Source organism: Halorubrum sp. SP3, assembly GCF_005435195.1.
In the GTDB taxonomy this organism is placed as follows: Archaea; Halobacteriota; Halobacteria; order Halobacteriales; family Haloferacaceae; genus Halorubrum; species Halorubrum sodomense.
The window spans coordinates 86,390-98,600 of the sequence record NZ_SGTU01000001.1 but is presented as its reverse complement, the minus strand read 5'-3'; the positions used below and the strand labels follow the sequence as shown (position 1 = coordinate 98,600).

Below are 12,211 nucleotides of genomic sequence, written 5' to 3'. Positions count from 1 at the left end.
CCGGCGTCTCCGCTGTCGCCGCCGTTGTCGCCGGCGTCTCCGCTGTCGCCGCCGTCGCCACCGTCATCGCCGGCGCCGCCGTTTCCGCCCGAAACCGGGTCGCCGCCCCCGGTACATCCCGCGAGCACGGCCGCGCCGCCGGCCGCGATGCCGCGGAGGGCGGCCCGTCGGGTGAGATTGGTCACGTCTTCCGGTACGCGGTCGACTGATAAGGGTTTCGCGTACGCTCAAACAGGCTTCTGACCCATCGATTCGGGCGATTCGGCGTCACTTCGACGATCCGCGATCGGTCTACGCCGGAGACGCGAACAGCGCGTCGATCTCGTCTCGGTCGAGGTCCGCCGCGAGGCCGAGCGCGAGCGCGACGCGCGCCTTCGCGGCCGGGAGGTCGCCGGCGAACGTCACCCCGTGGTCCGCGAGCGTGACGGCGCCACCGGGGGTCCCGTACACCGGTTCCGTCGGCCCGGCCGGCGGGCGACCGGCGACGACGACCGGCACCGACTCGACCGCCTCCCCGATCGCGTCGCCGAGCGCCCCGGTGACGTTCCCGAGGCCGGTCCCCTCGACCACGATCCCGCCGACGCCCGCCTCGAGCGCGCGCTCGAGTGCGCCTGCGCCGACGCCGGTCCCCGAGTGGATCACCGGGACCTCTGGCACGTCCGCGGCGCCCTCGATCGCGTCCGCGAGCGGGTCGACCGCGACGCCGCGCTCGGGGGGACGGACGAGCCGCGAGGCGGCGCGGGTGAACGTCGCGACCGGTCCCGCTCCCGGGGAGGTCATCGTCGACAGCGCGTTGCTGTGGCCCTTCACGACGTCGCGGGCGGCGTGGAGTTCGTCGTCGAACGCGACGTGAACCCCGGGCGCGAACCGGTCGTCCGCGGCCGCCCGGACCGCGAGCGCGAGGTTCGCGGGCACGTCGCTGGACGGTTCGTCGAGCCGGCGCTGCGCGCCCGTGACGACGACCGGCGCGTCGAGGTCGGTGAGGACGTCGAGCGCGAACGCGGTGTCCGCGAGGGTGTCCGTCCCGTGGGTGACGACGACGCCGTCGGCCGCCCCGTCCGCGTCGCCGTCGGCGGCGTCCCGGTCGACCGCGTCGCGCGCGGCGTCCGCGGTCGCGAGCACGTCTCTCCACCGAACGTCGAAACCGGGCCGTGAACACGTCTCCCTCGTCGTCACCCGCGCGTGGTCGCCCGCGGCCGGCACCGCCGCCACGAGGTCGTCGCCGGTCTTCTCCGGGGCCGCTCCGTCGTCGCTCGGCTCCGACGCGATGGTGCCGCCGCAGGCGACGACCGTCACGTGCGGGCGGCCGCCGTCGGCGTGCGCGTCGGGACGGTCTCGATCCCCCCTGTCGTCGCGTCTCGGGTCGTCCGGGTCGTCGTATCGGTCGCGGCGATCGGTTTCGGTCATATCCTCCCCTCGCTCCCGACGGACAAATCGGTTGGTGCCGCGGCAGTCGCTCGGCTTCCGGTGGGGCGACCCGTCGACGCGCCGGCACCGACCGATCGATCCCTCTCGGGCGCGTCCGGGGGCGCTCGGTGACGATCGCGAAACAAAGGATTAGAACGCGTTGTGAACAGTTAAAATGTCTCTGCGACGGTTTTAAAATGACCCGATCGGTCGAGAAACGCCGTGAAATTCGTCGAACCCTCGACGGGGTATATGTGGTCCCCCGTCGTACAGGGAAGCGTCCATGTCAATCCCCGCTCCCACCCGACTCGCCTCCGGCGAACGGCTCGCCGGGCTGATGACCGGAACCGTCGAGGCCGCCGCCTTCTGGGCGGCCATCGCCATCCCGGCGACGTACCCCGCCCTGCTGTACTCGGGGCTCGACGGCGGCACCGGGCAGCTGTTCGTCGCCCTCCTGTTCGCGAACGCGCTCGCGCTCGCGCTGGGTCACGACCACAAGCGCTGAGAGTCGACGCCGGACCGCTCGGAGAGAGCCGAGCCGGATCGCCCGTCCGAACGCCGACGCGTCGCGTGGACACCGGCGCTGCCCTCCTCTCGCGGTCGCCCTCCGTCCCCCTGCGGTCGTTCCCTCCACCGCTCTCTCCCCGGCGTACCGCTCTCGAAGCGCTTACCCCCGCCCCGGACCGACTGCGCCCATGAGCGACGAGACCCGCGTCGAGTGGCGCGACTGGGGCCCCGAGGCGTTCGCCGAGGCCGACGAGCGCGACCGCCCGGTGCTGCTCTCGCTGTCGGCCACTTGGTGCGAGGGCTGTCACGAGATGGACGCGATCACCTACGCGGAGCCGCGGATCGCGGCCAACGTCAACGAGGGGTTCGTCCCCGTCCGCGTCGACGTCGACCGCCACCCGCGGGTGCGCGAGCGGTACAACATGGGCGGGTTCCCGACGACCGCCTTCCTGACGCCCGAGGGGACGCTGCTGACGGGCGCGGGCTATCTCGACGTCGACGGGATGCGACAGGTCCTCGAATCGGTCCGGCAGATGTGGGCCGACAAGGGGCGCGAGGCCGGGCGTATCCCGCGTGCGCTCGACGCCGACCTGCCGCCCCGCGGCGAACTGACCGACGAGATAGAGAGCCACTTGGCGGGCCAACTGGAGGCCAAGTACGACGACGACCACGCCGGCTGGGGGACCGACGCGAAGTTCCCGCTGCCTCGCACCGTCGAGTTCGCGCTGAAGCGCGACCGGAACCGCGCGCTCCGGACGCTCGACGCGGTCCGCGACCACCTCGCCGACGACGTCGACGGCGGCTTCTTCCGGTACGCGGGCACGCGCGACTGGGGCGACGTCGCCTACGAGAAGCCGCTCGACACGAACGCCGCGGTGACCCGCGCGTTCGCGAACGCCTTCCTCTACACCGGCGACGAGGCGTACCTCGACCCCGCGCTCGACGCCGTCGGCTTCCTCACCGACGAGCTCTGGACCGGCTACGGCGTCGGCGGCAGCCTCGGGCCCGGACTCGGCCGGGCCTACTACGCCGCGCCCGCCGAGGACCGCGCGGACCTGGACGAACCCCGCCGCGACCTCACCGTGTTCGCCGGCGGCAACGCGCTCGCCGCGGACGCGCTGCTCGCGGTGGCCGCCTACACCGACGACGAGCGCGCCCGCGAGTACGCCGGCCGGATCCTCGACGGCCTCGAACGCGACCTGATCGACGCCGAGAGCGGCGCGGTGACCCACTACCGCGGCAGCGACGAGGCGGGCGAGACCGACCTGCTGGAGGACGCCGCCCGCGTCGTCGGGGCGTACGTCCGCGCGGCCGGCGTGCGCGGCGAGGGGGCCGACGTGGCCCGCGCGGTCGCGGACCGCGCGATCGAACGGCTCCGCGTCGACGGGTCGTTCGTCGACGGGCCGCGCTCCGGGCCGGGGCTGCTCGACCGGTCGTTCCGGCCGCTCGACGCCAACGTGGAGATGGCGACGTCCCTGCTGGACCTGGCGGCGCTCACCGGCGAGGACCGCTACCGCGAGGTCGCGCGGGAGACGGCCGCGGCGTTCGCCGGCGCTACCGAGCGGCTGAGCGTTCAGGTCGCCGGCTACGGGAGCCTCGCCGGTCGCCTCCGGCGCGACACGACCGTCATCGCGGTCGGGACCGAACCCGGGAGCGACCTCCACCGCGCCGCGTGGCGGGTCGCCGACCACGAGAAGGTGATCGCGCCGAACGCCCACGAGACCGACGCGCCCGCGCCGCGGACGGTTCCGGCCGGGACCGCGGTCGTCCTCGCCGGCGACGGCGCCTCCGACCCGGCGGAAACGCCGAACGAGTTGATGGACCGGGTCGCCGACGTGCTGGCCTGACGCGACGGACGCGCGTCGGACCGAGAAACGGCCGGACAGTCGGCGGCAATACTCGGTCCGCCGGATCCGGCCGCCCGTATCGTAAACCGGCGACGCGTTTATACGGGTGCCGGGGCATCCCCGGGTATGGCATCTCTCCGCGATCTGGGGCTCTCCGAGTACGAGGCCCGGGCGTACCGCGCGCTTCTCCGGACCGGACCGACCACGGCGAAGGACCTCTCCCGGGCCAGCGAGGTCCCGATGGGTCGGATCTACGACGTGCTCAACAGCCTAGAGCAGCACAGCCTCGTCCGCAGTCAGGCCGCGAGCCGGCCGAAGAAGTACCTCGCGGTCGAGCCGGACGCCGCGCTCGACCGCCTGCTCGACGAGAAGAAGCGGGAGCTCCGGACGCAGGCCGAGCAGTACGAGTCCGTGGTCGACGACCTGTCGACCGAGCTCGACGCGGGCGAGCCCGTCGACGGGCAGTTCTGGACCGCCGCGGTCGGTGCCGAGGAGGCGACCGACCTCCTCTTAGAGCGGATCGCCGCCGCGGAGCGTCGGGTGGTCGTGGTCGCGGGCGCGCCTGCGACCGGGTTCGACCTCGGGACGATCGGCGAGCGCGTGACCGCCGAACTGGAGTCCGCGCTCGAACGCGGCGTGGAGATCCGAGTGCTGCTGTCGCCGGCGACGGTCGACGAGCTCCCGCGGAGCGTGGGACGCCGGTACACCGCGGAGCTGGCCGACATGGACGGGTTCGAGGTCCGGACGTCGCCGGGCGTCGACGGGACGTTCAACGTGTTCGACGAGATCGAGGTGTGTATCGAGGTGCCGCACCCGCTGTCGGCCGACGAGCCGTTCGCGATGATCGACGTGAAAGACATCGAGTTCGCGACGAGCGTGAAAGACCAGTTCGAGCCGCGCTGGGCGGAGTCGGAGCCGCTGACGTTCGGGTGAAGGATGGCCGGGCGAGAGCGCGACGCGAGCCGCGGCGCCTACCGGCCGAGCTCGTCGCGGAGGTCGCCCAGTTTGACCTCGCGCTCGGCGTGGGCGTTGTGCTGGTGGATCGACTCGTCGTTCGACTGCTTCACGCGGATCACGGCGTCGTCAGAGAGGTGCGGGAACTCCTTGACGGCCCCTTCGGCGAGCGCGCGGACGCAGTCCTCGACGAACTTCGCGTCGGCGTGGGCCTCGTAGGTCATGTGGTCCTCGTCGGGCCGCTTCGCCATGTTGTAGATCCGCGCGCTCATCGAGTCGCGGGCGACGTCGATCACGTCCCGGAGGTCGACGTCGGGGTGGCCGTCGGTCGTGATCGTCAGGGTCGCGTGGCCGCGCTGGGAGTGACCCGGCTGCGGGACGGCGTCGAGGAACTCCTCGGTCGTCTCCTCGTCGACGCCGAGCTGGGCGAGCTTGTCGCGGGCTCGCGACTCGCTCATCCCCTGCGAGCAGGGGCAGACGGTCATGCCGGTGACCTCGGCGCCGATCTCCTCGCGCGTCCCGTCCTCGGTGGCGGTCGCGCTGGCGACGATCGTCGCCGTGCTCTGGGTCTCGATGCCGGACGCCGGCGTGTCCTCGCGGGTGACCAGCTCCGCCGACATCGACACCTCGGCGGTGGTGGTGTAGTCGTGTTTCTCCAGGAGCCGCTCGGCCGCGTCGCCGCAGACGTCCTCGACGCGGTACGCCTCCTCGCGGGTGATGTCCTCGAGGATCTCGTCGACGGTCGCGAGGTTCCGCGACATGTCGATCCCCTTCCGGCCGCTGGGGAGGTCGACGAACACTTCGAACTCCGCCATGAGAACGATGGGACGCTTGTCGCCACGCGCGATCTTGACGAGCTTCTCCACCCCGGTGACGCCGACCTGCGAAAGCCCGACGGTGACGTCGGGCGCGGACGCCTGTACGTCCGGCAGCTGGTGACTCATTACGAACACGTTAGGGAACTCCCGGGATTAGCCCTTTCGGAAGGGGGAGACGCGTCTGGTAGTCGTGCGCGCGACTCGAGCAGGGGCCCGCTCGCGGTGGCGGCGGCCCCGCTTCGCGTTGGCAGCGGGCCCCTCCTCGCGCCCGTCACGACCCGTCGCGTGTGAGTCGCCCACGTCCTTCGGGCCGTAACGCACGATTTATAACGGCGGCAGCGGAACGTAATCCAAGACCATGCCGAGTTCCAATGGGCCGCAGAAGGCGACTCGCGACAAGCTCTCGAACAAACCCCGCAACCGCGGCACCTCCCCGCCGCAGCGAGCGATCCAGGAGTTCGACGAGGGGTCCCAGGTCCACCTCAAGATAGACCCGAGCGTCCCGAAGGGGCGTTTCCACCCGCGCTTCGACGGCCGAACCGGAACCGTCGTCGGCAAGCAGGGGTCGGCGTTCAAAGTCGAGATTCCGGACGGCGGCAAGACGAAGACCCTCATCGTCACCGCCGCCCACATGCGGGCCCAGCAGAACTGAGATGACGATATTCAAGGAAAAACTGGACGAGGAGTACGTCACCACCTCCGAGGCGAAGGAGATCCTCGTGGAGATCGAAGACGAGCGCGCGGCCGACGAGGACCGCGACCTGCGCTACGAGCTGGCCCGCGCGATCGAGCACGTCAATCGGTTCGCGGACCTCGACCCCGACGAGTCCCGCGAACTCGTCGAGGAGCTCACCGAGCTCGATCAGATCGACCTGCCGACCGCCGTGAAGATCACCGACCTGCTCCCCGAGGACCGCACGGAGCTCCGCTCGGTGTTCGCACAGGAGCGGTACTCGCTCGACGGCGAGGAGCTCGACGAGATCCTCGACGTCGTCGCGAAGTACGCCTGAGCACGCCCCTCCCGGCCCGGCGGGGCGATTCTCCGACACGTTTTTTCAGATTTCCGCACGTACGTCGACCCGCATGTACCAGACCACCCTCGTTCCGACCGGAGCGGGCGACGCCGCCCTCGACGCCGTCGACGACGCGACCGAGATCACGGCGGCGGACGGAACGGTACACGTCCTCGGCGTCGTCGAGGAGATCCCGATGTACGACCGCTCCGGCAAGCCGGAGAAGTTCGACGACGACGACCCCGAGCGCCGCGAGCGGCTGGAGGCGGCGGTCGACCGGGTCGCGACGGCCGTCGCGGACGCGGGTATCGACAGCGAGACGGCGGTCGAGTCCGGGGTTCCGGCCCACGAGATCGCCGCGTACGCCGACGCCGTCGACGCGGACGCGGTCGTGATGGGCAAGCGCGGCCTCGACGCCGCCGCCGACGACCTGCTCGGCAGCACGACCGAACGCGTCATCCGGACCGCCGACGCGACCGTCGTCTCCGTCCCCGTTTCCGGGTGACCCCGGACGACCGACCGCTCCCGGGCGTCACCGGTCGCGACCCGCCTCGACGACGATCGTCCCGAGGAGGCGGCGCCGTCGCTCCCGGACGCCGGTGTGGTCGTCGAGCGCGCGCCGTGCGGCGGCGGTCCGGTCCGCGAGCCTCCCGAGCGGATCGTCGGTCCGCGCGTCGAAGAGCCGCCCGTTCAGCGCCACGAACGCCCGGAGCGCCGCGTTCGCGAGGCGGTTTCCCTCCGGAACGAACGCCGCGAGGACGACGGCGTCCGCCAGGTCGCACCACCGGCGCACGACCGCGTACGGGTCGGGGAAAAGCGAGGTGACGAACGTCGCGAGGACGCCGTCCGCGGCCGCCACCGGAGGGCGCTCGGCGTCGGCCTCGACGAGCGAGACGTTCTCCCAGCCGCGCCGCTCGACGAGCCCCGCCGCCCGGTCGAGCATCCGCGGCGAGACGTCGACGCCGACGACGCGACCGCTCGGACCGACGGCGTCGCGGAGCGCGGGGAGGTTCACTCCCGGGCCGCAGCCGAACTCGATGACCGTGTCGCCGGGGTCGAGGGCCAGCGCGTCGACGCAGGCGGCGCGGACGCCGCCGACGGACGCGGTGGCCCGCGCGAACCAGTCGTAGACGCGGGCCCACGCGTCGTAGCCGCGTCGGATCCGGCGCAGCCGACGCGGGTCGGTCGCTCCGAACTCGCCGTCCGCCACGGGATCGTCGCTTGCCGCGGGATCGTCGCTCGCCGCGGACCCGCTCTCGCCGTCGCCGTCGCGGGTCACGGGTCGGCGTCGACGGCGGCCGGGGGCGTCCTCGGCCACCAGCGCGCGGGTCCGTCGCGCGCGACCGTCGAGTGACACCGCTCGGAGTCCGTACACCCTCGCGGCCGCCGGTAGGCGATCCCCCGCTCCGCGAGGTACGAGACGTAGCCGTCGTCGACGCGGTCCAGCTTCTCGTGGCACACCCACCGCTCGCCGCATCGCCCGGCCGCGAGGTTCCGGTACGGACACGTGAACGTCGTGCGGTCGGCGCCCCCCTCGGAGGCGGTCTCGTCGATCCGCACGCCGACCGTCCGGTACGCCAAGCGGAGCCGGCGGACGACCGCACGCGGCGACGACGCGCCGAGGAAGAGGACGTGCGCGAGCGCGTACCCGAGGTCGTGGAGCAGCCGCTCGCCCCGCGTCAGCGACGCGCGGTCGCCCTCCAGCCGCGACCGGAGGGTGCCGTACCACTCCGCGATCTCGCGGACGTCGTCGCGCAGCGCCGCCGCCTCCGCGAGGCGCTCGCGGCGCTCTTCCAGGGCCGTCGGTCCGTCGGAGAGGCGGAACGACGGCACCGCCTCGACGTGTTCGAGCACCCGCTCGCGGAGGCAGTCGCCGTCGGCGTGCGCCGCGACGCGCCGCCGGAGTTCCGGGTACCAGTTCCGCGTCAGAGCGCCGTACGCGCCGTCGAGCAGGTCGTCGACCCGCGCGACGTCGCCCGCGTCGGTCGGCTCGCCCCGTTCCGGATCGCCCGCTGCGTCGGCCGTCGACCCTCTCTCCGCGTTCGCCTCGGGCGAGGCGCCCGGGAACGCCTCGACGAGTCGAACCAGTTCCGCCGGCTCCGGTTTCGCCATGGTATCACGTCGCACTCGACGCTCTTGAATCCGACCGTCGGCGGTCGCAGCGCGTCCCGCCTCGCCAGCGGTTTTTTCATCGCTCGGAGCGATGAACGATGTATGAACGACGTCGACGACCTCGCAGGCGAAAGCGGAGCCGACGGCGGCGGCCCCACCGCCGTCCTGCTCGACGTGCTGTTGAACGGGCGTCCCGACGACGACCGCCCGCAGTCCCGCAAGTCGCCGGTGGCGTACGGGCTCGGCGCCGACTCGTTCGCGCTGTACGAACTGACGCTCGACGGCGAGCCGGACGTCTCGGTCGGCGACCGTATCGCGCTGGACGGGCCGGCCGTCGGCCGCTACCGCGAGGTGTCGTTCGACGACCTCACTCGAAACGCGGCCGCGGAGGTCGAGTACGCCGCGGAGGCGATCGTCGACGCCGACGAGGAGCGGTTCGTCGACTTCTACAACGAGGCGGGGCCGATCACCCTCCGACTCCACCAGCTGAACCTGCTGCCGGGGATCGGCAAGAAGCTGCGGAACGACCTCCTCGACGAGCGGAAGCGCGGCCCGTTCGAGAGCTTCGACGACGTCGAGGAGCGCATCTCCGGGCTCCACCGCCCGCGGGAGGTGATCCTCGAACGGATCGTCGAGGAGATCCGCGAGCCGGATCTGAAGTACCGGACGTTCGTCGGTCGCGAGGAGTGAACACCGGCTCCTCGGCGCGCGGACCGACGACCGTCGGTTCGCCGCCGCGCCGCCCCCGAAACGAGACTTTTACCCGAACACCGCGTGTACCCCGGCTATGACCGACTCATCGACGGGTGAGAACGCCGCGTACGGGGGTCGCGACCCCGACGCGCTCGCGAGGCGGGCGGGCTCGCGCGCCGACCCCGACCGCGACCAGCACTTCCTCGTCGACGACCGGGTCCTCGACCGCATTCCCGGCTACCTCCCTGAGGACGCCGACACCAGTCACCTCCTCGAGATCGGCGGCGGCGCGGGCGCGCTCACGGACCGCCTGCTGGCGACGACGACCGCGGACGCGGCCGCCGACGCGAGCGGAGCGCCCGGTCGCCTGAGCGTGATCGAACGCGACGGCGCCTTCGCCGAGTTCCTCCGCGAAGAGTTCGCGGCCGCGGTCGCCGACGGGCTCCTCGACGTGGTGGAGGGCGACGCGCTCGACGTCGAGCTCCCGGATTTCACCGCCTGCGTCGCCAACCTCCCGTACGGGGTCTCCTCGGAGATCGCCTTCCGGCTGCTCCCGGAGCGGAAGCCGCTCGTGTTGATGTTTCAGGCGGAGTTCGCCGACCGGATGGTCGCGTCGGCCGGGGAGTCCGCGTACGGCCGGCTCTCGGTGTCGGCGCAACACTACGCCGACGTCGAGATCGTCGAGCGCGTTCCGAAGGAGGCGTTCGACCCGCAGCCGGCCGTCGAGAGCGCCGTCGTGCGCTGCACGCCTCGCGACCCCGACTACGTCGTCGGCGACGAGGCGTTCTTCCTCCGGTTCGTGAAGGCGCTTTTCACCCAGCGGCGCAAGACGGTGCGGAACGCGGTGCGGAACACGGCGCACATCTCCGGGCTCGACGACCCGGAGGCGGTCGTCGACGCGGCGGACGAGGAGCTGCTGCGTAGTCGCCCCGGCACGCTCGAGCCGGCGGCGTTCGCGGCGCTGGCCGAGCTGGCCCGCGAACGCGGGTCGCCGACGGAGGCGTGACGATGACGGGCTGGGTCGGCCTCGTGACGGATCTTCAACGCGCGCTCGCGGGCAACTTCGAGCGGTTCGCCGCCTCGGTGGGCATCGTCGCCGCGGTGCTGGGGGTGCGGCTCCTCACGCGGCGGCTGCGGCGCGGCGACAGGGAGCTCACCTCGACGCAGCGGCTCCTGCTGTCGGCGGGCGTCGGCGGCGCCACCGCGCTGGGCGCGATCACGCTGATCGCGGTGTGGGACCAGAGCGGCGCCCTCTTCGAGACGGCCCAGTCGGCGCTGAGCGCGAACCAGCTGTCGAACGTCGTCCTCGCCGTGCTCCTCCTGGCGATCGCGTACGCGCTCACCGACTTCCTCGGGGGCGTCATCCGCGAGATCGGCGCCGAGAGCGCGTCGATCTCGCAACACCAGCAGGAGGTCATCCTGCGGATCACGCAGCTGAGCGTCTACACGTCCGCGATACTCGCCGTCGTCGGGCTGTTCACCGACAACGTCGGTAGCCTCCTCGTCGGCGCGGGGTTCCTCGGGATCGTGGTCGGGATGGCGGCGCGGCAGACGCTCGGGGCGATACTGGCCGGCTTCGTGCTGATGTTCTCCCGGCCGTTCGAGGTGGGTGACTGGGTCGAAGTCGGAGACCACGAGGGAACGGTGACCGAGATCTCGATCATGAGCACGCGGCTGCGGTCGTTCGACGGCGAGGTGATCACGATGCCGAACGACACCGTTCGCTCGGGCTCGATCGTCGACCGGTCGCGCCGGAACCGGCTGCGGATCGAGGTCGAGGTCGGCGTCGACTACGACACCGACGTTGAGCGCGCGGCCGCGGTCGTCGAGGAGGCCGTCGCCGGGGTCGACGACGTCGCCGAGATGCCCGAGCCGAACGCCGTGACGAAGCGCTTCGACGACTCGGCGGTCGTGTTGGGGCTCCGCTACTGGATCCGCAACCCCAGCATGCGGAAGCGCTGGCGCACCCAGACCGCCGCGATGAACGCGATGAAGGGGGCGCTCGAGGACGACGGGATCGTCATCCCGTTCCCGCAGCAGACGCTCTCCGCCCGGTCGGAGGGGGCCTCTGGACCGCAGTTGGACGCGTCGGTCGAGGAGCGCGCGGCGACGCGCGGCGGGTCGGAAGGCGCGGACGACGGAGACGCCGGCGCGACCGACGGCGGCCCGGAGGACGACGGCCGATGACCCGCGGCGGGGACGAGCGCGACGCCGGTGACGAGCGCGGCGGCGACCTCGCGGCGCTGCGCGGCGCCGACGACGCGGTCGTCTACCAGCCCGCGGAGGACTCCGGGCTGCTCGCGGAGGCGGCGGTGGCGGAGGCCCACGGCCGCGTGCTGGAGGTCGGCACGGGCTCCGGGTGGGTCGCGGAGCGGATCACCGAGGAGCGCGGCCTCGACGTGGTCGGCAGCGACCGCAACCCGCACGCGGCGCGACAGGCCCGCGAGCGCGGCGTCGAGGCCGTCGTCGCCGACCTCCTCGCGCCGTTCCGCGCGGACGCGTTCGACGCGGTGTGCTTCAACCCGCCGTACCTCCCGACCGACCCCGACAACGAGTGGGGCGACTGGATGGAACACGCGCTCTCGGGCGGCGAGTCGGGCCGCGAACTCATCGAGCCGTTCCTCGACGACGTGGGTCGCGTCCTCGCGCCCGACGGCGTCGTCCTCCTGCTCGTCTCCTCGCTCACCGGCTACGACGAGGTGCTCGACCTGGTCGACGAGGCGGGATTCGCGGCCGAGCCGGTCGTCGAGGAGTCGTTCCCCTTCGAGACGCTCACGGTGCTGGCGCTGCGTCGAGCGTAGCCCCGCCACCGGTGAATTACTCCAGAGAATAATATACATTAGCAAATATTATACGACGG

At 72.2% G+C, this 12,211-nt stretch carries 14 protein-coding genes and 1 pseudogene; 10 read left to right on the top strand and 5 right to left on the bottom strand.

Annotated elements, in window-relative coordinates; genetic code table 11:
• Both EXE42_RS18455 and EXE42_RS00530 read right to left on the bottom strand, forming a co-directional pair.
• Positions 1–185: pseudogene (locus tag EXE42_RS18455) on the bottom strand (hypothetical protein); the annotation flags it as partial.
• Positions 186–291: 106 nt separating this feature from the next.
• Complete coding sequence (locus tag EXE42_RS00530; RefSeq protein WP_137693420.1) at positions 292–1,407, bottom strand: asparaginase; 1,116 nt, start codon at positions 1,405–1,407, stop codon at positions 292–294.
• Positions 1,408–1,690: 283 nt separating this feature from the next.
• On the opposite strand from EXE42_RS00530, the gene EXE42_RS00525 reads away from it, so the two are divergent.
• From EXE42_RS00525 to EXE42_RS00515, 3 genes are all read left to right on the top strand, one after another.
• On the top strand, positions 1,691–1,912 hold the full coding sequence (locus EXE42_RS00525; RefSeq protein WP_092920038.1) for a hypothetical protein: 222 nt from the start codon (positions 1,691–1,693) through the stop codon (positions 1,910–1,912).
• Between the two features lie 190 nt (positions 1,913–2,102).
• Positions 2,103–3,761, top strand: a complete 1,659-nt coding sequence (locus EXE42_RS00520) for a DUF255 domain-containing protein (protein WP_137693419.1) — start codon at positions 2,103–2,105, stop codon at positions 3,759–3,761.
• Between the two features lie 126 nt (positions 3,762–3,887).
• Entirely contained in the window at positions 3,888–4,694 is an 807-nt protein-coding gene (locus EXE42_RS00515; protein WP_137693418.1) for a TrmB family transcriptional regulator, read from the top strand.
• Between the two features lie 38 nt (positions 4,695–4,732).
• On the opposite strand, the gene mptA is transcribed toward EXE42_RS00515, so the two are convergent.
• The gene (gene mptA / locus EXE42_RS00510) at positions 4,733–5,659 is read right to left on the bottom strand and encodes a GTP cyclohydrolase MptA (RefSeq protein ID WP_137693417.1); all 927 of its coding nucleotides are present in this window, start codon (positions 5,657–5,659) and stop codon (positions 4,733–4,735) included.
• Positions 5,660–5,891: 232 nt separating this feature from the next.
• Here mptA and EXE42_RS00505 point away from each other — a divergent pair, with 232 nt between their 5' ends.
• The 3 genes from EXE42_RS00505 to EXE42_RS00495 all read left to right on the top strand — a co-directional run bounded on the left by EXE42_RS00505 (position 5,892) and on the right by EXE42_RS00495 (position 7,051).
• Positions 5,892–6,185: a 50S ribosomal protein L21e gene (locus EXE42_RS00505; protein WP_006112901.1), complete on the top strand. Its 294-nt coding sequence runs from the start codon at positions 5,892–5,894 to the stop codon at positions 6,183–6,185.
• Between the two features lies 1 nt (position 6,186).
• Positions 6,187–6,543 (top strand): RNA polymerase Rpb4 family protein, encoded by a 357-nt coding sequence (locus tag EXE42_RS00500; RefSeq protein ID WP_137705698.1) that lies wholly within the window; start codon positions 6,187–6,189, stop codon positions 6,541–6,543.
• Between the two features lie 73 nt (positions 6,544–6,616).
• Complete coding sequence (locus EXE42_RS00495) at positions 6,617–7,051, top strand: universal stress protein (RefSeq protein WP_092920043.1); 435 nt, start codon at positions 6,617–6,619, stop codon at positions 7,049–7,051.
• 27 nt (positions 7,052–7,078) lie between these two features.
• Here the strand turns inward: EXE42_RS00495 and EXE42_RS00490 are convergent, their stop codons facing one another.
• Positions 7,079–7,864, bottom strand: coding sequence for a class I SAM-dependent methyltransferase (locus EXE42_RS00490; protein ID WP_137705697.1), 786 nt, complete (start codon positions 7,862–7,864; stop codon positions 7,079–7,081).
• Positions 7,822–8,658 (bottom strand): hypothetical protein, encoded by an 837-nt coding sequence (locus EXE42_RS00485; protein WP_137705696.1) that lies wholly within the window; start codon positions 8,656–8,658, stop codon positions 7,822–7,824. The genes EXE42_RS00490 and EXE42_RS00485 overlap by 43 nt, the downstream gene beginning before the upstream one ends.
• A 102-nt stretch (positions 8,659–8,760) precedes the next feature.
• Here EXE42_RS00485 and EXE42_RS00480 point away from each other — a divergent pair, with 102 nt between their 5' ends.
• The 4 genes from EXE42_RS00480 (at position 8,761) to EXE42_RS00465 (ending at position 12,152) form a co-directional block, all read left to right on the top strand.
• On the top strand, positions 8,761–9,348 hold the full coding sequence (locus EXE42_RS00480) for a DUF655 domain-containing protein (RefSeq protein ID WP_092920046.1): 588 nt from the start codon (positions 8,761–8,763) through the stop codon (positions 9,346–9,348).
• A 97-nt stretch (positions 9,349–9,445) separates the two neighbouring features.
• On the top strand, positions 9,446–10,357 hold the full coding sequence (locus tag EXE42_RS00475; protein ID WP_137705695.1) for a 16S ribosomal RNA methyltransferase A: 912 nt from the start codon (positions 9,446–9,448) through the stop codon (positions 10,355–10,357).
• Complete coding sequence (locus EXE42_RS00470; protein ID WP_394327270.1) at positions 10,354–11,538, top strand: mechanosensitive ion channel family protein; 1,185 nt, start codon at positions 10,354–10,356, stop codon at positions 11,536–11,538. The genes EXE42_RS00475 and EXE42_RS00470 overlap by 4 nt, the downstream gene beginning before the upstream one ends.
• Positions 11,535–12,152 (top strand): HemK2/MTQ2 family protein methyltransferase, encoded by a 618-nt coding sequence (locus EXE42_RS00465; RefSeq protein WP_092920049.1) that lies wholly within the window; start codon positions 11,535–11,537, stop codon positions 12,150–12,152. Before EXE42_RS00470 ends, EXE42_RS00465 begins: the two co-directional genes overlap by 4 nt.
• Positions 12,153–12,211 lie beyond the last annotated feature (59 nt).